This window comes from Streptomyces spiroverticillatus, from assembly GCA_014650415.1.
Classification (GTDB): Bacteria; Actinomycetota; Actinomycetes; order Streptomycetales; family Streptomycetaceae; genus Streptomyces; species Streptomyces spiroverticillatus.
On the sequence record BMUX01000002.1, the window covers coordinates 286,530 to 306,724 of the forward strand.

Below are 20,195 nucleotides of genomic sequence, written 5' to 3' on the forward strand. Positions count from 1 at the left end.
TCAGCTGAAGGAGAGGGAGACGGAGCCGAGCCCGGAGAACTCGGCGGTGTAGGTCCGGCCCGCGACCACGTCGACGGCGCGCGTGCAGGACCCCGGCAGCACCACGTGCCCCTTGCGCAACGGAACACCGAAGCGGGCGACAGTACGGGCCAGCCAGGCGACGGAGGCGGCGGGATCACCGAGCACGGCGTCACTGCGCCCCTGGGTGATCAGCTCGTCCCCGCACCGGAGGGTGGCGTCGATGGCCCGCAGATCCAGCTCGCGCGGGTCGCGCCCCTCGCCGATGACGTACCCGGCCGACGAGGCGTTGTCCGCGATCGTGTCGGCAATCCCGATCTTCCAGTCGGCGATCCGACTGTCAATCAACTCAATTGCGGGTACGACGAGTTCGGTCGCGGAGAGCACATCGGCAACGGTGCACCCCTCCCCCGGCAGGTCGTCCCCGAGCACGAAGCCGACCTCGACCTCGACGCGGGGCGCGCAGTAGCGGGCCGCGGGCACGGGGGTGCCCTCGTGCAGCTCCATGTCGTCCAGGAGGTGCCCGTAGTCGGGCTCGTCGACGCCCATCATCTGCTGCATCACCGGCGACGACAGCCCGACCTTGTGCCCGGTGATACGGGCACCGGCGGTGATGCGGTGGCGGATATTAAGAAGCTGGATCTCGTACGCGTCCTCGGTGGAGATACCGGGAAAGGCGGCGCTCCCGGCGAGGGGCGCGACCGGCGTACGGCTGTGCTCGGCGGAACGCAGCAGCTCCGCGGCCTCCTGCCTCCGGTGGTCGTCGAGCATGGGGGCGGTCCTCCAGGGCGGTGGGGCGGTGCGGTTCCGGCGAGGCTAAGGGGGACTCGGGACCGCCCGGGAGGGCCAATTCCCACTGACCGGGAAAGGGGTCGGGGGCCTTGGAGGTACGGAAAAGGGGTGGGCCGGAGTGCGTCTCCGGCCCGCCCCAGGACGCGCCGCTTTCCGATAGATTGCGGCCATGACCGGACAAATCAGGCTTCTCGTGCCCTGGCTGGCAGTCCTGGGTGCAGGCGCAGGTTGGGGCGTCGTCGCCGGGCCGCGATGGCTCGCCCTGCCGGCGGTGGTCTGCTACGCAGTGACCCTTTTCAAGGCGAGACAGCACTACGGGTCGTACGGCTTCCTCAACCGCCGGGACAAGGTCGTCGTGATCGGTGCACTGGCTCTCGCTGTCGCCGCTGCCACCGTCACGGCGTCGGCCCCGTAACCGGTCTCGCAGGGGGCAGCCGCGCCTGGCTAATACGGCGGCTCCGCGAACAGTTCGCGCAGCCAGCGGGCGATGTCTGCGCCGCCATCGTCACCGGTCATGGCCTCCGGGAAGAGGCGGCCCCAGGCGCCTGCCCGGGAGACCGCGCCGAGGCGGCAGGCCAGGCTCACCGCGCGGTGGAGTTCGGCGGTGGTGAGTCCGTCGCCGGTCCACGGTTCCAGGTAGGCGTCGCGGAGGCGGGGCAGGATCTCGGGGCCGAAGAGGTGGCGGGCGACGCGGGCGTTGACCAGGAGGCTCGCGAAGGGGTGCCCGACGACGGCGTCGCCCCAGTCGAAGAAGGCGTACCGGTCGGGGTGGCCGGCACTGGGGGCGAAGACCTGGTTGGCATGGAGGTCGGAGTGATCGAGGGAGGCGGGAATGCCGAATCCCTCCAACTCCGCGCACCAGTCGGCGACTTGACCGGCCCTGGCCAGCATGGCCGCCCGCTCCCCCGCCGAGAGGGCCGCACAGGCCTCGACCATGCGCTCGTACGTCTCCACCAGCACGCTGTTGCGCAGGCTCGGGACGCCGAGGGCCTCCGCCTTGTCGGCGTACGGAATCAGGGCGCGCTGCATGGTGGCGTACTGGCGGAGGGGTTCCTCCCATGCATGGGGGTCGCCCTGCGCGTCGAGCACGTCGGCAAAGAGGGTGCCACCGTCGGGCCACAGGGCCCAGCCCCGCTCGACGTCGACGGCGTACGGATGCAGTACGTGCTCGGGCACCCACCGGGCGAGGGCCTCGCCGAGTCCGGCCTCGAAGGCGGAAGCGGGCGGGTTCGCCTTGAACCAAGCACTGCTGCCGCCCTCCAGCCGGAACCTCACCAGCACCGACCAGGGCCGGATACGCACGGCCCGCGCCCGCGCCGGGACCTCCCTCATTCCGGCCTCGCGGAGGACCCGCGCGGCCCAGCCGAGGGCCTGCGCCTGCCAGCAGGGGTCGTCCCAGGGGGTACGGGTTCCGGCGTAATCCCCCAGGTCGAGGGTGGTTTCGGTGTGTCCGTGGTCCATCGCCCCATCAGACCACCGCGAACGCCGACGCTCCAGCGAGTATCCCGCCCGCATTGCGCATCCAGAATTCCGTAGGTGCCGGCCTGCGGAATTGACGCAGACCATCAACCGCCGCCCCGTCCAACACTCTTGGTGCGTCAACGGCACCGTCGGGCCCTGTTGACGAGCACAACGGTCAGCGGACCGACGACGAGTCCAATGGCCGCACCCAACAGCAAGACGGTGAGAGCACTCACTTCCGGGCCTCCGCTTCCGCTTTCGAAATCCACTTCCGCAAGGCGCATTCTTCGCACCTCAGAGCTTCCTCTTCCTGAAGCCGTGATTCCAAACAGCCAGTATCAATATCGTCACGAGAACCACTATGCAGATCCCCAGCCCGGTGTACGCAAGGTCACCGCTCTTCAGCCCGCAAAAGAGAGCGCCCGCAGCGACCAGCAGCGAGAGGAGAGTGAAGATGACCAGATTTTGCACGAGACTTCCATCTGGTTAACCTGCAAAGAAGGGAGACGACGAACAATCCGTGGTGGTGGCAGGATCTAGCGCCTGCGACGCCGCATTGCTCCTATGCCCATGGAAATAGCGACAACGACGAACAAGCCGATGAATATCGCTATCCCCCAACCAGGCAAATTTGGACCGTCACCAACACCGAGCACGCGCAACATTCCGCCCTCCCCCCCCCTTCCCGTGATGCCCCATCATGGAATTCCCGGGTACCCCAGGGCTCCCGGTTGAACCCCATCCCCTCGGAGGGAACGGCCTTCCCGGCCCAGGCGCCCACGAAAGCGAAGATCATGGCTATTTCGGACGTGACCTCATCCCGAGTAAGCCGCCGATCAGGATGAAAATTTCAGCCAGAGGTTCACCCCTGGTGGCAGCGTCCATGCGCATGGTGTCCCTACTTCTTCAATCGGACGTAAAAAGCCGCAGCGATACCGATGATGACAACCACGGTGGCTATAATCGCGCCGGAAGTACCGGACAGCGCGGCAAGCGTGTTACTTTCCACTAAACCCTCCGATGATGAGGTTCTCCGACTGGGGCGGCTGACTGGCCTGGGAGAAAGCTGAATGGCTCTCCCTCATGCCCAAATCATTTATCCCCAGGCATCCATTCCTTCCTCCTCAACCTTGTCACCCACGTAGTCCCCAATCTTGAAACACGCGGCGCCCACGAGAGCCCCACCGACTCCGCCCGTAGGAGCTCCTGCAGCTACAGCGACCGTTCCGCAAGCAGAATCCGTAAGCGCACCAGCTGCCATCCCCGCACCGATAGCGGCAGCTTTGCCGTACTTCCCGTTCGCCAGCGCGCCCACAGCTTCTGCCCCAGACTTGACGTCGCCGTAGAGACCGACAGCTTTGGTGGCGCCCTTAAGCACTCCGCCTACGCTCAACGTTCCGTTGGGGTCGATGCGGTTGACGGGGTCGCCTTCGGCGTAGAGGTAGGGGTTCTTCTCCTGGCCCGAGGGGTCGGGGCTGGTGAAGCGGCCGATACGGGGGTCGTAGTAGCGGGCCTATGGGTGGTAGAGGCCGGTGGGGTCCTGGTAGCCGCCGGCGAACCGGTCGGGCTGGGGGACCTTTTCGGTGAAGGTGCCGTCGACGCCGCGGGGGCTGTAGCGGTACTCGTTCACCTTCGCGCCCGTCTCGTCGGCCAGGGCCAGGACGGAGCCGAGTGCGTCGGTGAGGTAGTAGTACGACTTGCCCCCGGTCGTCATAGAGCTCAGGGTGCCCCCGGGCTCCCGGCCGAATCCCATGTCCCCGGACGGGTGGGTCTTCGCGGAGAGGCCTAGTGGTGCGTAACCGGTATCCGCCCAAGCCCTCGTGATGCGCGGGTGGACGGTCGAGGCGCGGAACCGACGGCAGTGCCAGAGGCACCGCCCACCCTATGAATCTGAAAGCGAGAGATTGCCGTCGCCGTCGTAGATGTAGGTGACCGTGGGGGAGAACTCCGTAATGTAGTCCCGGTTGAAGGAACCGACCAACTGGGCTACTGGCTGCTCCTGGATGTGCCCCGCTCCTCGGAAGTCTGAGGAGCGGGGCACCGTGCTGCTTACCAGAAACCGGGAGTCCCTACTTCTTTCGGCTCTTCGCGGCGAATGCGACTATTACACAGAGCACCACGACTCCGATGAGAATCCAGACGGGTACCCCTCCCAGTCCCTTGTAGGACAAGGTCACCAAACTCTGAGTCTCCGTCATCAGTAATCCTCCCATGCCATCTGGCAGTTAATGGTTGTTAGCTTGTGGCCTTCTCGTAGGCTGCGTTCGTCAGCTCCCCAACCGCCATCCCGCCCACTGCACACGGGACGGCACCTGCTCCGCTCGTGAGGGCGGTGCAGCCAGCGGTGAACGCTTTGTCTGCGGCGAAGCTGAGAGCTGTTCCCGCCGCTTCCTTGTACTGGCCCTCGGCCATCTGAGCACCGAATTCCCCGATTGCGAGAATGTCTGACGCCGTCCCGAGCTTCTTCATCGCTTTTCCTGCGAAACTCTTGAGGCTAAGAGTCCCGCTGGGATCGATGCGGTTGACGGGGTCGCCTTCGGCGTAGAGGTAGGGGTTCTTCTCCTGGCCCGAGGGGTCGGGGCTGGTGAAGCGGCCGATACGGGGGTCGTAGTAGCGGGCCTTGAGGTGATAGAGGCCGGTCGGGTCCTGGTAGCCGCCGACGAACCGGTAGGGCTGGGGGACCTTTTCGGTGAAGGTGCCGTCGACGCCGCGGGGGCTGTAGCGGTACTCGTTCACCTTCGCGCCCGTCTCGTCGGCGAGCGCGAGGACGGAGCCGAGTGCGTCGGTGAGGTAGTAGTACGACTTGCCCCCGGTCGTCATGGAGTTCAGGGTGCCCGAAGCTTCCCTGTTGAATCCCATGTCCCCGGTCGGGTCCGTTTTCGCGGAGAGGCCCAGGGGGCCGTTGTGCATGGTGGTGTCGCCGTAGAAGAGGCGCTCGGACTGGTCGGTGGAGCCGTACAGGCCCGTGTACTTCTTCCCGGCCACTGTCACCGAGGTCTGCTGGGAGTGATCCGACCACACCCCGCCGGTGCGGGCGCGCTCGACGCCGCTGGCGCCGTCGGTCTCGTTGCCCGCCTTGTCGTAGCCCCAGCCGGCCGTCGAGCCGGCGCGGGAGGTGATCTGGGAGGCGTCGTTGTAGGTGAGGGCGATGCCCGACGGGCAGCCCTTCGCCGAGCCCTGGGAGGTGAGGTTGCCCGCTGCGTCGTAGCAGTACTGGTAGGAGGCGGCGAGGGTGGTGCCCTTCTTCTCCTCGGAGTAGGAGAAGCGGCCCGCGCTGTCGTAGGTGTAGGTCTTCGTCAGGCCCATCACCCCGTCCGTGCTGGTGCGGATCTTCGTGCCGTCCTTGGTCGCCGTGCCGGCCACGTAGGAGTAGGTGTACGAGGTGTTGGTCAGGGTGCCCTTGGGCGAGGTTGCCTTGATCAGGGTCGGGCGGCCGGACTTGTCCAGCGTGGTGTCCTGGACGGTCCCGCCCGGGTACGTGGTCTTCGTGCGCCTGTCGTTGTTGTTGTAGGCGTACGTCGTTGTCTTGCCCGTCGGGTCCTTCAGGGTGGTGAGGCGGTTCGCGGCGTCGTAGGTGTAGTCGGTCAGGCCCGCCGGGTCCTTGTAGGTGTCGACGTTGCCTGCGGCCGTGTAGGTGAGCTCGGTCTGGGAGCCGTCCTGGAGGGTGCGGATGGTCTCGCGGGAGAGCGGGTCGAAGGCGTACTTGATCAGGCCGCCGTCGTCTGTGCGCCGGGAGAGGTTGCCGTCACCGTCGTAGACGTAGGTGACCGTGGTCGTGGAGGACGAGACCTCGGTGATGCGGTCGCGGGTGTCATAGGTGAACACGGAGTTCACGCCGCGGCCGTCCACCGACGTATCGACACGGCCCAGCGCGTCGTAGGTGTAGGTGGTCTTGCCGAGCGGGGCGGGCGGGGTGACCTCGATCAGGTTGCCCTTGGCGTCGTACTGGAACTTGGTCACCTTGCCGCGGGCGTCGGTGACCGTGCACCGCTGGCCCTCGAAGCCGCCGCAGGTCGGGGTGGCCTTGTTGTAGGTGTACTTCTCGGTGCCGCCGCCGGCCCCGGAGACGGCGACGGATTCGGTGTTGCCCGCCGCGTCGTAGGTGAAGGAGGTCTTCTCACCGTCGGCCGACTCCATCGTGCCGGGAACATCCCGGCCCGCCTTGGTGGCGTATCCGCCGACCGTCGAGGTCGCCCCGGTGGGGAGCTTCGCGGAGGTCGGGTTGTTCCGGGCGTCCCAGCCGTACGCGGTCTCGTTGCCCGGAGTGCCGCCCACCCCCATCGCGTCGGTGGCGGTCTTGACGTTGTGGTTCGCGTCGTACGTCGAGGAGCGGGAGTGGCCGAGCGCGTCGATGGTCTTGGTGACGCCGCCGTCCGCGTTCAACTCGTAGGTGGTGGTGTGCTGTTCGGGGTCGGTGACCTTTGTCTTGTTCGTCTCGTACGTGTATGAGTAGGTGGGGCCCGTGTGCGCGTTGCCGTTGAAGGCCGTCGCCCGCTGCATCGAGGTCACGCGGTTCTGCGCGTCGTAGCCGAAGTTGGTGACGCGGCCGTCCGGGGTCGTGATCATCGTCAGGCGGCGCGAGGAGTCGTACCCGAAGACCGTCGACTTGCCGGACGTGTCCGTCGTCTTCGCGAGGTCGCCGGCAGGGTTGAGGTCGAAGACGGCGGTGCGGCCGGTGTGGTCCTTGGCCTGCCACTGCGAGGCGTCCGTCTTGACCAGGTCGATCCAGCGGCCCGAGCGGGTCTCGGTCAGCTTGAAGCCCTTGTGCTCGGTGCCCTCGTCGTGCTGGGTCACCGTGATGGTGCCGTTGTTGCGGTCGGTGACCTTGGTGAGGGTGCCGCCCGCGCTGTACGTGTCCTTGGAGCCGGACTTGCGGTCGGTCAGGGTGAAGGTGCCGTCCGCGTTCGCCTTCAGGTCCTTGGAGTACCCGGCGGGCGTGGTGTACGTGCCGTCGGCCTTCTTCGTGAAGCGCACCGAGGCGCCGGTGGCGTCGAACCAGGCGAACTCCGTGTCACTGACCTGCGCGTACCGCTCCCAGCCCTGCCACCACCGCTGCGAGACCTTGCCCCACGGGGCGTCGATGGAGTTGTACGTCCTCGTCAGCTGGAGGGACTGGCCCACACCCGGTACGTCGAAGTCGGTGGCCGCGAGCATCAGGTTGCCGGTCGAGTAGTTCACCCGGGCGACCAGGGCATCCGTGATCCGGAAGTCCGAGATCCGGTGCCAGGGCACATCGCCCTGCCCCTTCGGGACGTCCGCCAGCAGCGGCGCGGCCGGAGCGGCGAGGCGGGCCTTGTGCGAGGAGCGGGCGCGCTGCTTCTGCGCGGCCCGCCACGCGGCCCGGTCCTTCGACACAGCCGCTTCCGCGACCGGGGCCGGGGCCTTGTTCGTGCCGACCTTCACCGGCGGGATCGGCAGCTTGGGTGCGTCCTTCTTGCCCCACACCGAGGACGCCGGGACCGGCGGCGGCTCCACCGGGTCGGCCATCGCGGTCGGGAGCGCTCCCGCGCCCAGGGCGAGCACCGCCAAGGCCACCGTCAAAGAGCGTCTCGCCCGTACCTGCGTACGGGCATGGGTGTGCTTCTGCATCAACTTCCCCCCACGGAAAGTCAGTTGCCGACAGCCCCAACGGCCACCGGAGGCGCACACGTTCACACACTTCCCCCACGAATGTGGGGGCCGTGCCCCCAAACTTCGAACACATGCGCGCAGGAATCAGCCCCTCCCCTTCGCACGGAAAGTCACGACATCTCCGGATGGAGGCGAGGGCTCCGCCCGACGGCCCGGGTCGCGACAGGACGGAACATGGCTTGAATATGCGCCCACGAAGGCAGGGAAATTTGCTGCCGGGAAGATCAGAATACGAACGCAGAGCGCTGAGAGGCGGGACGCTTTCGTGGGGATGTGTTCCATTACTTGACAGGTCAGAGCCTGGAGTGCCCCCGCCTCCAGCCTTCGGACCTCAGAGGCCCACGCAAAGCCCGCGACCCCACTCATCACTTCTGCGTACAAGGCAAAAAATGGGAGACGTGCGCATGAACGGGGGCCGGAATCATCACTGGCCGCCCGCAAGGCCGCACGCCCCTCCGGACCGGGCGAAACGGGGCCTCCCTGCGCCGTGAACGAGGGCCTCAACCACGCCTGCCGGTGCGGTGCCCGGTCGCGACCCTCGCCGGCCCCATGGGACGCGCATCACTGCTGACTCTTCACCGGAGCAGCACCATTGACCCCGTTGTTGAACTAGCTTGCGGTGCTAGTGAGTTGGGGCAGCACCGCCCCTCCGTCGACCCAGGGGGAACCGACCGCATGGCGAAGCAGCCCGATCTCACCGAATCACCAACCCCTTCCGCCACCGCCCTCGCCGCGCAGGCGGGCCTCGGGCAGTGGTCGGGCTGGACGTTCGTCCCGTACAGGGGTCTGGGGTACAAGAAGTGGAAGGACTGCCGCCTCTACCTCTACGCGGGCGGGGTCGTCATCACCGACAACCGGGTCGGCTTCGAGATCACACGCGACTGGGCGAACACCCGCGTCCTGGAGTACCGCCGCACGATCAACGGCAGTACGAAGGACGCCCGTTACACCCTCATCGACCCGGCGGGCGTCGGGGTCAGCATAGGCCCCGGCGGCCGCACCTTCCTCAAGGGCGACAAGCAGATGCACGGCATCACCGAGGTGCTGAGCGGGGCCCCGTTCCTCTACCCGGGCGACTGGGGCAACTACATCCAGGACGGCATCACCAAAACGCAGCTCCCGTCCGTCCTGGCCCGGATCGAACGCGGGGAGAGCGTGCGGTTCGGGGCGTTCACGGCGGACCGGCACGGCGTGACGGGCAGGAAGCGCACCGCCGCGTGAACGGAGATCGCCGACTACTGGTCGTACGACGGGAAGCTGTACTTCAACGACGTCAGGAAGCGTTCGGTCGGCGACGGGGCGAGCACGCACGACATCACGAACGTCAACGTCTTCCTGAACGTGGTGCAGCGCCTCAAGCGGGGGCAGGCGCAGTAGACCGCCGCCCTCGCGGGTGCGGGGCGGCGGGTCTGGTGGCGGTGCGGTGTGCCTCGCCGGGCGGGTCAACGGGACTGGAACGCGCCCGACTTGATGCCGATGATGAAGGAGGAGAAGGCGGGGGTCGTCAGGCCCAGGCTCGGGCCGCCCGGGTTCTTGGAGTCACGGACCGGGACCACGCCGTGCGAAGCGGCGAGGTTGGCCGCGATCTCGATGCAGTTGCCGCCGTTGCTACTGTAGGAGGACTTGAAGAACTGCGGTTCGGTCACGGTGCGCCCTTTCGGAACTGTTGGATCATGGCCACGGATTCCGCTTGGGAAAGCGCTTCGGCCTGAATCTGATGGTAGGCCGTCAGCGTGGGCACCACGAACGCGCTTTCCCTTTCCAGATGGCCTCGTTGGGCCGATTCGGCGTAGAGGATCGTCTTGCGGTCCTCCATCGTGACAAGCAGTACAGGCATGTCGAAGGACCTCCGCTCACCGAGGGAGTACGGCGCCACTTGCAGAACGGTGGTGGGCAGTTCCGCGAACGCGAGCAGCCGGTCCATCTGCCCCTCCATGACCTTCGCCCCGCCCACCGGACGCCGCAGACAGCTCTCGTCCATCACCGCGTGGATGAAGGGCGGGGGCGTGCGCTCCAGGGAAGCCTGGCGTGCCGCGAGAAGCGTCAGCCGCTCCTCCGCCTGCTGTTCCGTGATGGCGCCCCGCTGCACCGCGCCCCGAGTGATGGCCGCCGCATAGTCCGACGTCTGGAGCAGGCCCGGGATGATGCCCAGCTCGAACAGCCGGATCTCGGCGGCCTTGACCTCCAGCGCGAGGTACTCGGTAAACCCCTCCAGCAAGGAGGTGTTGCGCACCGAGTTACCCCGCCGCTCGAACAGGTCACCGGTTCCCAACGCCCTGTCAGCACTCTTCGAAAACCGAGGAGTTGGGGATCGTCGACCAGTTTCCACAGCCGAGATGTGCGTCCCCGAGTAGCCCATGCGAGCGCCGAGTTCATCCTGCGTCCAGCCGCGTTCGTCCCGCAGGATGCGTAAACGGTCGCCGTACGCTGCGGCTGGCGAGCTTCCCGGCTCCAGGTCTTTGCGGTTCAAGGGTCCCCACCCGACTCTCCGTGCACAGATCGCAAGTTGAAGGCATGCCCGGCTCACGCCACCCTGAACCTCCCCAGTAGTGACCCCACTACGGAGAGGAGCCACCCATGCCCAGCACCGCCCGCGCCTGGCTCGCCGCGCTCACGGCGGAGTACGGCACGGAAGGGACCCTGCACGTCCCCCACGAGCCGACCGACTCCCCCACCCCCGAGGGCAACACCGACCCCGAAGACCCCACCACCCTTGCCGAGTTGAGCGAACGCGTCGCCGAGTACAACCGCCGGCGCCGCATGTTCGGGGGCCGGTGATGGCCGGACACACCGTCCTGCGATTCGTCCCGTACCGCATCGCCCCCGACCCCCTCTCCGAGCCCGAGTACGAAGCGGTCTGCGTCTCCGGCGACGACGCCGACTGCGGAGCCGCGTCCGGTACCAGCGCGACCCCGGAGCCCGTCGCCGCCTGGCAGTTCACCCACAGCGGCGAGACCGGCCACACCCGCTTCCGGCGCACCTTCCACGAGTACACGGTGACGACCCCCGCCGACGGCTCGGAGTGCTCCATCGTCCCGAGGGGAGAGCAGGGACCCTCGTGACCTGGGCACAGGACAGGCCGAAGGTCCCTTTCCTTCAGGACCGACGCACGGTTGCATGAACCCGAAGTCGATCAAGCGCGCAACCGCACGTGCCGAGTACGGGAATCCTCATGCTGACCAACGCCGTCGCCACGGCCGTCCTCCTCGCGGAACTCGGCATCATGCTCCGCTACCGCCTCGTGCACCGCCGCCGCGAACGCCCCAGTGAATGGCCGCAGTTGAGCGACGTACGGTACGGGCATCTCGCCGCGGCCCTGGCGGCGGCAGCGGTCGGGTGGCTGCTGGGCGGGGCGGAAGCGAGCTGGGGCGTCTTCGTCACGGGGCTGTTCCTCGGTACGTTCGTCCCGGCCTCGGCCGCGCTCGCGGTGAGTGTCCTGTGGAGGCCGGTGTTGGGGTGGGTCGTCTGCGTGGCAGGCGGTCTGACGATGGGGCTCAGCTCGCTCTGAGCACCCCCGGCACGGGCCCCACCGCCCCAGGGGGAACCGACCGCATGGCAGGGAATCCCGGCCTCACCGAACCCCCGACCCCGCCCGCCGCCGCCCTCAGAAAGCGCCCGGTCGGCGACTCGGCGAGCACGCACGACATCACCAACGTCAACGTCCTTCTGGACGTGGTGCAGCGGCTCAAGCGGGGAGCCGCCCCCCAGGGACCTGCACAGGCGCAGCCGCCGGGCCCGGGCGGGCCGGGCGGCTGCGTAACGCCGTGTCCTACCGCGCCCCGTACACCGGCTGCGGCCGCTCCGCCTCCGCCAGCAGCTTCGACGCCGCCTCGCCCGCCTCCGCCGGAGTCCACCGCGCGCCCTTGTCCGCCGTCGGGCCCGGACGCCAGCCCTCCATCACCGTGATCCGGCCCGCCTCGGCCTCGAAGACCCGGCCCGTGACGCCCTCGGAGCCGTCCGAGCCCAGCCACACCACCAGCGGCGAGACGTTCTCGGGGGCCATCCCGTCGAAGGCGCCCTCGCCGGGCGCGGCCATCGTGTCCGCGAAGGTGGCCTCGGTCATACGGGTGCGGGCCGCCGGCGCGAGGGCGTTGACCTGGACTCCGTACCGGCCCATCTCGGCGGAGGCGACCAGCGTCAGGCCGACGATCCCGGCCTTGGCGGCGGAGTAGTTGCCCTGGCCGACGCTGCCCAACAGGCCCGCCCCAGAACTGGTGTTGACGACCCGTGCCAGCCGTTGACGACCCGCCTTCGCCTCCGCGCGCCACCACTGCGCGGCGTGCTTGAGGGGGAGGAAGTGGCCCTTGAGGTGGACGCGCATGACGGCGTCCCAGTCGTCCTCGTCCAGGTTGACCAGCATCCGGTCGCGCAGGAAGCCCGCGTTGTTGACCAGGGTGTCGATGCCCCCGAAGGTCTCCACAGCGGTGGCGATCAGCGAGGCCGCGCCTTCGGTCGTCGCGATGTCACCGCCGTGGGCGACTGCCTCGCCGCCTGCGGCCCGGATCTCGGCGACAACCTCCTCGGCGGGGCTCTGCGAGGCCCCGGCCCCGTCCGCGCTCACGCCCAGGTCGTTGACGACCACCTTCGCGCCCTCGGCGGCGAAGGCGAGCGCGTGGGCGCGGCCCAGGCCGCGTCCCGCACCGGTCACGACCACGACGCGTCCCTCAGCGATACCCATGTCAGTTCCCCTCAGCTTCGGTGTTGTTCACATTTGCGGCGTCCAGAAAGGCGGGGCGCTCGCCGCCCCCGTGCACCAGCAGCGATGCGCCATTGACGTACGCCGCCTTGGGCGAGGCGAGGAAGACCGCCGCGTCGCCGATGTCGGACGGTTCGGCCATCCGTCCCGCCGGGATCGTCCGGGCGACCGCCGCGAGGCCGTCCTCGTCGCCGTAGTGGAGGTGGGACAGCTCGGTGCGGACCATGCCGAGGACGAGGGTGTTGACCCGGACCTCCGGGGCCCATTCCACGGCCATCGAGCGGGTGAGGTTGTCCAGGCCCGCCTTCGCCGCCCCGTACGCGGCGGTCCCGGGCGACGGGCGGGTGCCGCTCACGCTGCCGATCATCACGATCGATCCGCCGGTCGCACGCAGGTGCTCGTACGCAGCGAGCGAGGCCGTCATCGGGGCGATCAGGTTGAGTTCGACGACCCGCGCGTGGCGGGCCGGGCCACCCTCCTCCAGGAGCCGGTACGGGGTACCGCCCGCGTTGTTGACCAGCACGTCCAGTCGTCCGTACGTCTCCACCACCCCGGCGAAGAAGTCCGCCACCGCGTCCGGCGCCCGCAGGTCCACCGACCTGAACTCGGCCTTGCGGCCGCCCGCTTCGACCGGCTCGTCCGGCGGCCTGCGGGCGCAGATCACGACCTGTGCGCCCGCCTCCAGGAAGGCCCGCGCGATGCCCGCGCCGACCCCCCGGGTACCGCCTGTGACGACGGCGACCCTCCCGTCCAGTTCCATTCGCTGCTACCTTCCCTACACGAACAAGCACCTAACAAATGTTTGGTGGAAAGGTAGCTGATCCGTTCATGGGTGTCTCCACCTCCCGCCCCGGCCCCTCTGATTCCAGCCGTGGCATCGCCGTCGTCACCGTCGACTTCCCGCCGGTCAACGCCCTGCCCGTCCAGGGCTGGTACGACCTGGCCGACGCCGTACGAGAAGCCGGCCGCGACCCGGACGTACGCTGCGTCGTCCTCACCACCCCGCCCGGCAGCCGGGGCTTCAACGCGGGCGTCGACATCAAGGAGATGCAGCGCGAGACCGCGAACGGGGGCGGACACCAGGCCCTGATCGGCGCGAACAGCGGGTGCGCCGAGGCCTTCGCCGCCGTGTACGAGTGCGAGGTGCCGGTCGTCGCGGCCGTCGCCGGGTTCTGCCTGGGCGGCGGGATCGGGCTCGTCGGCAACGCGGACGCGATCGTCGCCTCCGACGACGCCACCTTCGGCCTGCCCGAGCTGGACCGGGGCGCGCTCGGCGCGGCCACCCACCTCTCGCGGCTGGTTCCGCAGCACCTGATGCGCGCTCTGTACTACACCTCGCGCACCGCCACCGCGCAGGAGCTGCACCACCACGGGTCCGTGTGGAAGGTCGTCACGCGGGACGAACTGCACGACACCGCACTGGAGTTGGCGCGCGAGATCGCCCTCAAGGACGGCTATCTGATCCGGCTCGCGAAGGCCGCCATCAACGGCATCGACCCCGTCGACGTCCGCCGCAGCTACCGCTTCGAGCAGGGCTTCACCTTCGAGGCCAACCTCAGCGGCACCGCCGACCGTGTCCGCGACACCTTCGGCGAAGGCCGCAAGAACAGCAAGAACAGCAAGGAGAAGGACCAGTGACCGACAAGACGATGACGCCCGAAGAGGTCGTCTCCCGCCTGCGCAGCGGCATGACGATCGGCATCGGCGGCTGGGGTTCGCGCCGCAAGCCGATGGCGCTGGTGCGCGCGATCCTGCGCAGCGATCTCACCGACCTGACCGTCGTGTCGTACGGCGGACCCGACGTCGGTCTCCTCGCCGCAGCCGGGAAGATCCGCAAGCTGGTCACCGCGTTCGCGACGCTCGACTCCATCGCCCTGGAGCCGCACTTCCGCACCGCCCGCCAGGAGGGTGCCTTCGAGCTGACCGAGGTCGACGAGGCGATGTTCATGTGGGGGCTGCACGCCGCCGCGAACCGCCTGCCGTTCCTGCCCGTCCGGGCCGGCATCGGCTCCGACGTCATGCGGGTCAACCCCCAGCTGCGTACGGTCACTTCGCCGTACGACGACGGGGAGACCTTCGTCGCGATGCCCGCCCTGCGGCTGGACGCCGCCCTGGTCCACATGAACCGCGCGGACCGGCTCGGCAACGGCCAGTACCTGGGCCCGGACCCGTACTTCGACGACCTCTTCTGCGAGGCCGCCGCCGAGGCGTACGTCTCATGCGAGCGCGTTGTCGACACCGCCGAGCTGACGAAGGAGGCCGCCCCGCAGTCGCTGCTGCTCAAGCGCACCTCCGTGACCGGCGTGGTCGAGACCCCGAACGGCGCCCACTTCACCACCTGCACCCCCGACTACGGGCGCGACGAGGCCTTCCAGAAGCTGTACGCCGCCACTGACTGGCCCGAGTTCGCCGAGCGCTTCCTGTCCGGCGAGGACGAGTCGGCGTACCAGACCGCAGTCAAGACCTGGCACGAGGAGCAGTCGAAGTGAGCACCGAAGCACAGCAGCAGACGTCCACCGCCTCCCGCGCCGAATACTGCGTGATCGCCTGCGCCGAGGCCTGGCGCGACAACGGCGAGGTGCTGGCCAGCCCGATGGGCCTGATCCCCGGCATCGGTGCGCGCCTGGCCAAGCGCACCTTCTCCCCCGACCTGCTCCTCACCGACGGCGAGGCGCTCATCGTCGGCCTCGACGGGACGGCCGAGGGCTGGCTGCCGTACCGCCACCACCTGACCATGGTCACCGGCGGCAAGCGGCACGTCATGATGGGCGCCAGCCAGATCGACCGGTTCGGCAACCAGAACATCTCCTGCATCGGCGACTGGGAGCGGCCGGCCAGGCAGCTGCTGGGTGTGCGGGGTGCGCCGGTCAACACCCTGAACAATCCGACCAGTTACTGGGTGCCGAAGCATTCGCCCCGGGTCTTCGTCGAGAAGGTCGACATGATCTGCGGGGTCGGTTACGACAGCGCGGAGGCGGCCGGTCCGTCCGCGACCCGCTACCACCGGCTGCCGCGCGTGGTCAGCAACCTCGGGGTCTTCGACTTCGAGACGCCGGACCACTCGATGCGGCTGGCCTCGCTGCACCCGGGCGTCACGGTGGAGGAGGTCCGCGAGGCCACCGGCTTCGCGCTCACGATCGCCGACGACGTTCCGTACACCCGCGAACCGACCGCCGAGGAGCTGCGGCTGATCCGCGAGGTCATCGACCCGAAGGGGACGCGCGACCGTGAGGTGAAGCCCGTATGAGCGACTCCGGGACCCCTGTGTTGGAGACTCCGTTCACCCGGCTCGTCGGCGTCCGGCACCCGCTCGTGCAGACCGGCATGGGGTGGGTGGCGGGGCCTCGCCTGGTCTCCGCGACCGCGAACGCGGGAGCGCTGGGCATTCTCGCCTCCGCGACGATGACCGTCGAGCAGCTGAAGGGGGCGGTGCGGGAGGTCAAGTCCCGTACGGACGCGCCGTTCGGGGTGAACCTGCGGGCGGACGCGGGCGATGCGCGGGAGCGCGTACGGATCATCATCGACGAGGGCGTGAAGGTGGCGTCCTTCGCGCTCGCCCCGTCCAAGGAGCTGATCGCCGAGCTGAAGGACGCCGGGGTCGTCGTGATTCCGTCGATCGGCGCGAAGCGGCACGCGGAGAAGGTCGCCGCGTGGGGTGCGGACGCGGTGATCGTGCAGGGCGGGGAGGGCGGCGGGCACACCGGTGACGTCGCAACGACCGTGCTGCTGCCGCAAGTTGTGGACGCGGTCGACATTCCGGTGGTCGCCGCGGGCGGCTTCCACGACGGGCGGGGGCTGGTGGCCGCGCTCGCGTACGGGGCCGCCGGCGTCGCCATGGGCACCCGCTTCCTGCTCACGTCGGACTCGACGGTGCCGGACGCGGTGAAGGCGAAGTACCTGGAGGCGTCGGTCAAGGACGTCACCGTGACGACCGCCGTCGACGGGCTCCCGCACCGGATGCTCCGCTCGGAGCTGGTGCAGACGCTGGAGCGGTCCGGGCGGGCGAGGGCGCTGGCACAGGCAGTGGTGCGCGCAGCGTCCTTCAAGAAGATCTCCGGGCTGAGCTGGCCGCAGATGGTCCGCGACGGGCTCGCCATGAAGCACGGCAAGAGTTTGTCCTGGAGTCAGGTCCTGTTGGCCGCCAATACCCCCATGTTGCTGAAAGCTTCGATGGTCGACGGTCGCACCGACCTCGGCGTCATGGCGTCGGGGCAGGTGGCGGGCCTGATCGAGGACCTGCCGAGCTGTGCCGAGCTAGTGGCACGTGTCATGGCCGAGGCCGAAGCCGCACTCGGAGAGCTGCACGCGCTCCACACCCTGCCAACACCAGGGTGAAATCCGCTCACATCAACGGGAGTTGACCTCCATGAGCCGCAACCGAGTACGACTGGCCGCAGGCGCGGCCGTGAGCGCCCTGGCGCTCGGCGCGCTGCCCGCGACGGCGGTCGCGCAGGCCCCTGCCGCCGCCCCCGCCGTCACGGGCAGCGCGTCCTCGCACCACTCCGGGCGCCACCACGGGAACACGATCCGGCAGATCCCGCTCCAGGGGGCGGTCAACGTCCGCGACGTGGGCGGCTACCGCACGTACGACGGGGACAAGGTCCGGTACGGCCTCGTCTACCGCGCGGACGCCCTCGGCAAGCTCACCGATGCGGACGTGAAGACCCTGGCGGGGCTGCGGCTCGGCAAGGTGGTCGACTACCGGGTGCCGGTGGAGATCCAGTACGACGGCCAGGACCGGCTGCCCGCCGGGCTCGCCGTCACGGCCCGCCCGGTCAACGACAGCGGTCTGTACGGGCAGATGATGGGGGCCATCGCCACCAAGGACCCGGTGAAGCAGGAGGCGGCGCTGGGCGGGACCAAGGGGTCCGACCTGATGAAGAAGGTGTACGGGACGCTGATCAGCGACCCGGCGAACACCGCGCAGTTCGCGCAGACCTTCCAGGACATCGCCCGCAGCTCCTCGCGCTCCGCCGTCCTCTTCCACTGCACCTCGGGCAAGGACCGCACGGGGTGGACGACGTACGTGCTGCTGCGGGCGCTCGGCGTCCCGGAGCAGACGGCCCGCCGCGACTATCTCGCGTCGAACACGATTCGGGCGGCTGCGGACAAGAAGGTCCGGGAGGGGCTGAAGCAGGCCGGGATGATGCAGAACCCGGACCTGCTGATCCCCCTCCAGGAGGTGCGTGACGCGTACCTGGACACGGCGCTGGCGGAGGTCACGAAGCGCTACGGCTCCTTCAACGGCTACCTGAAGAAGGGCCTCGGCCTGGATCACCGGGCCCTGGACCGCCTCCAGGACCGTCTGACCGACTGAGGTTCCCGCGGTCCGGGGCGACCAGGCACCGGGCCTGTGACACCCGTGAGGGGCCCGTCCGACCGGACGGGCCCCTCACTTCGTGCACGTTGTGCCCGTTCGGTCAGGCCGCCGTGCGACGCCCGGTCTGGCCGCCGCCCTGTCGGCGCTGGCCGCCGGACTGGCCCTGGCCTGCTCCGGCGCGCGACTGGCCGCCCGTGCGGGAGGACTGTCCGGCTCCGGTACGGGACTGACCGCCACCGGCGCGGGACTGGCCCGCCCCACGGGACTGACCGCCGCCCGCCGACGACCCGCCGCGTGCCGGGCGACCGCCCGACGCCGGGGCGGAGGCACCCGTACCGCCACCCGAGCCGCCCCGGCGACCCCGCGTGCGGCTGCGGCCGTCCGAGGAGGAGGACGGGCGGCGCTTCGAGGGCTGCGGCTGGGGCGGGGTCGGGACCTCCAGGGCCACGGCCACGCCCGACGGCTCGCGGGCACCCGTGATGGTCGCCAGCTCCTCGTCCGTGGACTTGATGCGCACCGCGCTCGGCGTGATGCCCGCGTCGCTCATCAGCCGGGTCATCTCGCGCTTCTCCTCGGGGAGGACGAGCGTGACGACGACGCCGGACTCGCCCGCGCGGGCCGTACGGCCGCCGCGGTGCAGGTAGTCCTTGTGGTCGGTCGGCGGGTCGACGTTGACGACCAGGTCGAGGTCGTCGACGTGGATGCCGCGCGCCGCGACGTTGGTCGCGACGAGCGCCGTGACCTGGCCGTTCTTGAACTGGTCCAGCGTCCGGTTGCGCTGCGGCTGCGAGCGGCCGCCGTGCAGGGCCGCCGCGTAGACGCCCGCCGCGAGCAGGCGCTTGGCGAAGCGGTCGGCGGCACGCTTGGTGTCCACGAACATGATCACGCGGCCCTCGCGGGCCGCGATCCGCGCCGCGACGGCCTTCTTCTCGGTCTCGTCCATGACGTACAGGACGTGGTGGTCCATCGTCGTGACCGCACCGGCAGACGGGTCCACCGAGTGCACGACCGGGTCGGACAGGAACATCTTGACCAGCTTGTCGATGTTCTTGTCGAGGGTCGCGGAGAAGAGCATCCGCTGACCGCCGGGCTCGACCTGCTTGAGCAGCGCCACGACCTGCGGCATGAAGCCCATGTCGGCCATCTGGTCGGCCTCGTCGAGGACCGTGATGGAGACCTGGTCGAGGCGGGCGTCGCCGCGCTCGATGAGGTCCTTCAGGCGCCCGGGGGTCGCGACGAGGACTTCCGCACCGCGCCGCAGCGAGTTCGCCTGCTTGGTGATCGACATGCCGCCGACGACCGTGGTGAGGCGCAGGTTGACCGAGGTGGCGTACGGGGTCAGCGCGTCCGTGACCTGCTGCGCCAGCTCACGCGTCGGTACGAGGACCAGCGCGAGCGGCGCGTGCGGCTCGGCGCGACGGCCCGCCGTACGGGCCAGCAGCGCCAGGCCGAAGGCCAGCGTCTTGCCGGAGCCCGTGCGGCCGCGGCCCAGGATGTCCCGGCCGGCGAGCGAGTTCGGGAGGGTCGCGCCCTGGATCGGGAACGGCTCCGTCACCCCCTGCGCGGCGAGGGTCTTGAGGAGTGCGGCGGGCATGTCCAGCGCTTCGAAAGCCTCGACCGACGGCAGCGCGGGGGTGATGGTCTCCGGCAGTGCGAATTCACCCTGGGGCGGCGTGGACCGGCGGGCGGGGCCCTTGCCGGAATTCTTCGTCGAAGCCTTGCCGCGGCCCCGGGACGGGGCGGCACTCGACGGTCGGTTGCGCGCCGGACGGCCGGTGCGCTCGGAGGAGGATCGTTCGAAACGGGTCATGCAGTAATTGCCTTCTTCCTGGGGACACCCAAGGGGGTGGAAGCCGATCGCGGAATACGACGGCGCTCCGCGAGTTGCGCGAACACAACGCAAGCCGGGGCCCGCACCTTCACGGTGCGGGCCCCGGCTCGAGGCTTCGCGCGTCCGGGCAGACTAGGCCGGGACGATGTTCTCCGCCTGCGGGCCCTTCTGGCCCTGCGTGACGTCGAAGGAAACCTTCTGGCCTTCCTGGAGCTCACGGAAGCCCGAGGTGGCGATGTTGGAGTAGTGGGCGAAGACGTCGGCGCCGCCGCCGTCCTGCTCGATGAAGCCGAAGCCCTTTTCCGAGTTGAACCACTTCACGGTGCCAGTAGCCATTTTTATCTCCTAAAACAGGGGCAGAGCCGGAAATTCGCACTTTACGAATTCCTCGTCGCCGCAATGACCCCATCCGGAGAGCCGGAAACCGGCAATGACCGGAAAAACAA

At 69.0% G+C, this 20,195-nt stretch carries 21 protein-coding genes and 1 pseudogene; 10 read left to right on the forward strand and 12 right to left on the reverse strand.

Annotation, left to right across the window (positions count from 1 at the left end; genetic code table 11):
• The gene (locus IE269_RS05630; protein WP_189821618.1) at nucleotides 1-789 is read right to left on the reverse strand and encodes a 2-keto-4-pentenoate hydratase; all 789 of its coding nucleotides are present in this window, start codon (nucleotides 787-789) and stop codon (nucleotides 1-3) included.
• A 190-nt stretch (nucleotides 790-979) separates the two neighbouring features.
• On the opposite strand from IE269_RS05630, the gene IE269_RS05635 reads away from it, so the two are divergent.
• Nucleotides 980-1,225, forward strand: a complete 246-nt coding sequence (locus IE269_RS05635) for a hypothetical protein (RefSeq protein WP_189821619.1) — start codon at nucleotides 980-982, stop codon at nucleotides 1,223-1,225.
• 29 nt (nucleotides 1,226-1,254) lie between these two features.
• Here the strand turns inward: IE269_RS05635 and IE269_RS05640 are convergent, their stop codons facing one another.
• The 5 genes and pseudogenes from IE269_RS05640 to IE269_RS05655 form a co-directional block, all read right to left on the reverse strand.
• Complete coding sequence (locus tag IE269_RS05640) at nucleotides 1,255-2,271, reverse strand: phosphotransferase (protein WP_189821620.1); 1,017 nt, start codon at nucleotides 2,269-2,271, stop codon at nucleotides 1,255-1,257.
• 294 nt (nucleotides 2,272-2,565) lie between these two features.
• Nucleotides 2,566-2,742, reverse strand: coding sequence for a hypothetical protein (locus IE269_RS05645; protein ID WP_189821621.1), 177 nt, complete (start codon nucleotides 2,740-2,742; stop codon nucleotides 2,566-2,568).
• Nucleotides 2,743-3,367: 625 nt separating this feature from the next.
• A pseudogene (locus tag IE269_RS43695) lies at nucleotides 3,368-3,772 on the reverse strand (RHS repeat-associated core domain-containing protein); the annotation flags it as partial.
• A 12-nt stretch (nucleotides 3,773-3,784) separates the two neighbouring features.
• A complete protein-coding gene (locus tag IE269_RS43700; protein WP_474184324.1) occupies nucleotides 3,785-4,024 on the reverse strand; it encodes a hypothetical protein in 240 nt (79 codons plus the stop codon).
• Nucleotides 4,025-4,506: 482 nt separating this feature from the next.
• Nucleotides 4,507-7,860 carry an RHS repeat-associated core domain-containing protein gene (locus IE269_RS05655; RefSeq protein ID WP_229897839.1) on the reverse strand — a complete coding sequence of 1,118 codons (3,354 nt, stop codon included), beginning with the start codon at nucleotides 7,858-7,860 and terminating at the stop codon, nucleotides 4,507-4,509.
• Nucleotides 7,861-8,577: 717 nt separating this feature from the next.
• Between IE269_RS05655 and IE269_RS05660 the strand changes: the two genes are divergently transcribed.
• Complete coding sequence (locus IE269_RS05660; RefSeq protein ID WP_189821622.1) at nucleotides 8,578-9,123, forward strand: hypothetical protein; 546 nt, start codon at nucleotides 8,578-8,580, stop codon at nucleotides 9,121-9,123.
• 221 nt (nucleotides 9,124-9,344) lie between these two features.
• On the opposite strand, the gene IE269_RS05665 is transcribed toward IE269_RS05660, so the two are convergent.
• Nucleotides 9,345-9,548 carry a DUF397 domain-containing protein gene (locus IE269_RS05665; protein WP_189821623.1) on the reverse strand — a complete coding sequence of 68 codons (204 nt, stop codon included), beginning with the start codon at nucleotides 9,546-9,548 and terminating at the stop codon, nucleotides 9,345-9,347.
• Nucleotides 9,545-10,372, reverse strand: coding sequence for a helix-turn-helix domain-containing protein (locus IE269_RS05670; RefSeq protein ID WP_189821624.1), 828 nt, complete (start codon nucleotides 10,370-10,372; stop codon nucleotides 9,545-9,547). The genes IE269_RS05665 and IE269_RS05670 overlap by 4 nt, the downstream gene beginning before the upstream one ends.
• A 107-nt stretch (nucleotides 10,373-10,479) precedes the next feature.
• Between IE269_RS05670 and IE269_RS05675 the strand changes: the two genes are divergently transcribed.
• The 3 genes from IE269_RS05675 (at nucleotide 10,480) to IE269_RS05685 (ending at nucleotide 11,410) form a co-directional block, all read left to right on the forward strand.
• Nucleotides 10,480-10,680 carry a hypothetical protein gene (locus tag IE269_RS05675; protein ID WP_189821625.1) on the forward strand — a complete coding sequence of 67 codons (201 nt, stop codon included), beginning with the start codon at nucleotides 10,480-10,482 and terminating at the stop codon, nucleotides 10,678-10,680.
• A complete protein-coding gene (locus tag IE269_RS05680; protein ID WP_189821626.1) occupies nucleotides 10,680-10,964 on the forward strand; it encodes a DUF7848 domain-containing protein in 285 nt (94 codons plus the stop codon). The genes IE269_RS05675 and IE269_RS05680 overlap by 1 nt, the downstream gene beginning before the upstream one ends.
• A gap of 110 nt (nucleotides 10,965-11,074) precedes the next feature.
• Nucleotides 11,075-11,410 carry a hypothetical protein gene (locus tag IE269_RS05685; protein ID WP_189821627.1) on the forward strand — a complete coding sequence of 112 codons (336 nt, stop codon included), beginning with the start codon at nucleotides 11,075-11,077 and terminating at the stop codon, nucleotides 11,408-11,410.
• 261 nt (nucleotides 11,411-11,671) lie between these two features.
• Here IE269_RS05685 and IE269_RS05690 read toward each other — a convergent pair whose 3' ends face one another.
• Nucleotides 11,672-12,580 carry an SDR family oxidoreductase gene (locus IE269_RS05690; protein WP_189821628.1) on the reverse strand — a complete coding sequence of 303 codons (909 nt, stop codon included), beginning with the start codon at nucleotides 12,578-12,580 and terminating at the stop codon, nucleotides 11,672-11,674.
• A gap of 1 nt (nucleotide 12,581) precedes the next feature.
• On the reverse strand, nucleotides 12,582-13,358 hold the full coding sequence (locus tag IE269_RS05695) for an SDR family oxidoreductase (protein WP_189821629.1): 777 nt from the start codon (nucleotides 13,356-13,358) through the stop codon (nucleotides 12,582-12,584).
• A 68-nt stretch (nucleotides 13,359-13,426) separates the two neighbouring features.
• Here IE269_RS05695 and IE269_RS05700 point away from each other — a divergent pair, with 68 nt between their 5' ends.
• From IE269_RS05700 to IE269_RS05720, 5 genes are read left to right on the forward strand one after another with little or no spacing between them, the layout of a single operon-like run.
• Nucleotides 13,427-14,236 carry an enoyl-CoA hydratase family protein gene (locus IE269_RS05700; protein WP_189821630.1) on the forward strand — a complete coding sequence of 270 codons (810 nt, stop codon included), beginning with the start codon at nucleotides 13,427-13,429 and terminating at the stop codon, nucleotides 14,234-14,236.
• Nucleotides 14,233-15,087, forward strand: coding sequence for a CoA transferase subunit A (locus IE269_RS05705; protein WP_189821631.1), 855 nt, complete (start codon nucleotides 14,233-14,235; stop codon nucleotides 15,085-15,087). The genes IE269_RS05700 and IE269_RS05705 overlap by 4 nt, the downstream gene beginning before the upstream one ends.
• Nucleotides 15,084-15,845, forward strand: coding sequence for a CoA-transferase subunit beta (locus IE269_RS05710; protein WP_189821632.1), 762 nt, complete (start codon nucleotides 15,084-15,086; stop codon nucleotides 15,843-15,845). The genes IE269_RS05705 and IE269_RS05710 overlap by 4 nt, the downstream gene beginning before the upstream one ends.
• Nucleotides 15,846-15,865: 20 nt before the next feature.
• The gene (locus IE269_RS05715) at nucleotides 15,866-16,933 is read left to right on the forward strand and encodes an NAD(P)H-dependent flavin oxidoreductase (protein WP_189822064.1); all 1,068 of its coding nucleotides are present in this window, start codon (nucleotides 15,866-15,868) and stop codon (nucleotides 16,931-16,933) included.
• A gap of 31 nt (nucleotides 16,934-16,964) precedes the next feature.
• The gene (locus IE269_RS05720; protein ID WP_189821633.1) at nucleotides 16,965-17,915 is read left to right on the forward strand and encodes a tyrosine-protein phosphatase; all 951 of its coding nucleotides are present in this window, start codon (nucleotides 16,965-16,967) and stop codon (nucleotides 17,913-17,915) included.
• Between the two features lie 103 nt (nucleotides 17,916-18,018).
• Here IE269_RS05720 and IE269_RS05725 read toward each other — a convergent pair whose 3' ends face one another.
• Entirely contained in the window at nucleotides 18,019-19,728 is a 1,710-nt protein-coding gene (locus tag IE269_RS05725) for a DEAD/DEAH box helicase (protein ID WP_189821634.1), read from the reverse strand.
• A gap of 153 nt (nucleotides 19,729-19,881) precedes the next feature.
• Nucleotides 19,882-20,085 (reverse strand): cold-shock protein, encoded by a 204-nt coding sequence (locus tag IE269_RS05730; RefSeq protein ID WP_003969786.1) that lies wholly within the window; start codon nucleotides 20,083-20,085, stop codon nucleotides 19,882-19,884.
• Between the last annotated feature and the right edge of the window lie 110 nt (nucleotides 20,086-20,195).

Coding starts and splice junctions, on each gene's coding strand:
- IE269_RS05720 (WP_189821633.1), top strand. CDS start 16,965: ATGAGCCGCAACCGAGTACGACTGGCCGCAGGCGCGGCCGTGAGCGCC.
- IE269_RS05660 (WP_189821622.1), top strand. CDS start 8,578: ATGGCGAAGCAGCCCGATCTCACCGAATCACCAACCCCTTCCGCCACC.
- IE269_RS05655 (WP_229897839.1), bottom strand. CDS start 7,860: ATGCAGAAGCACACCCATGCCCGTACGCAGGTACGGGCGAGACGCTCT.
- IE269_RS05690 (WP_189821628.1), bottom strand. CDS start 12,580: ATGGGTATCGCTGAGGGACGCGTCGTGGTCGTGACCGGTGCGGGACGC.
- IE269_RS05675 (WP_189821625.1), top strand. CDS start 10,480: ATGCCCAGCACCGCCCGCGCCTGGCTCGCCGCGCTCACGGCGGAGTAC.
- IE269_RS05700 (WP_189821630.1), top strand. CDS start 13,427: ATGGGTGTCTCCACCTCCCGCCCCGGCCCCTCTGATTCCAGCCGTGGC.
- IE269_RS05730 (WP_003969786.1), bottom strand. CDS start 20,085: ATGGCTACTGGCACCGTGAAGTGGTTCAACTCGGAAAAGGGCTTCGGC.
- IE269_RS05640 (WP_189821620.1), bottom strand. CDS start 2,271: ATGGACCACGGACACACCGAAACCACCCTCGACCTGGGGGATTACGCC.
- IE269_RS05685 (WP_189821627.1), top strand. CDS start 11,075: ATGCTGACCAACGCCGTCGCCACGGCCGTCCTCCTCGCGGAACTCGGC.
- IE269_RS05680 (WP_189821626.1), top strand. CDS start 10,680: ATGGCCGGACACACCGTCCTGCGATTCGTCCCGTACCGCATCGCCCCC.
- IE269_RS43700 (WP_474184324.1), bottom strand. CDS start 4,024: ATGGGATTCGGCCGGGAGCCCGGGGGCACCCTGAGCTCTATGACGACC.
- IE269_RS05725 (WP_189821634.1), bottom strand. CDS start 19,728: ATGACCCGTTTCGAACGATCCTCCTCCGAGCGCACCGGCCGTCCGGCG.
- IE269_RS05635 (WP_189821619.1), top strand. CDS start 980: ATGACCGGACAAATCAGGCTTCTCGTGCCCTGGCTGGCAGTCCTGGGT.
- IE269_RS05695 (WP_189821629.1), bottom strand. CDS start 13,358: ATGGAACTGGACGGGAGGGTCGCCGTCGTCACAGGCGGTACCCGGGGG.
- IE269_RS05630 (WP_189821618.1), bottom strand. CDS start 789: ATGCTCGACGACCACCGGAGGCAGGAGGCCGCGGAGCTGCTGCGTTCC.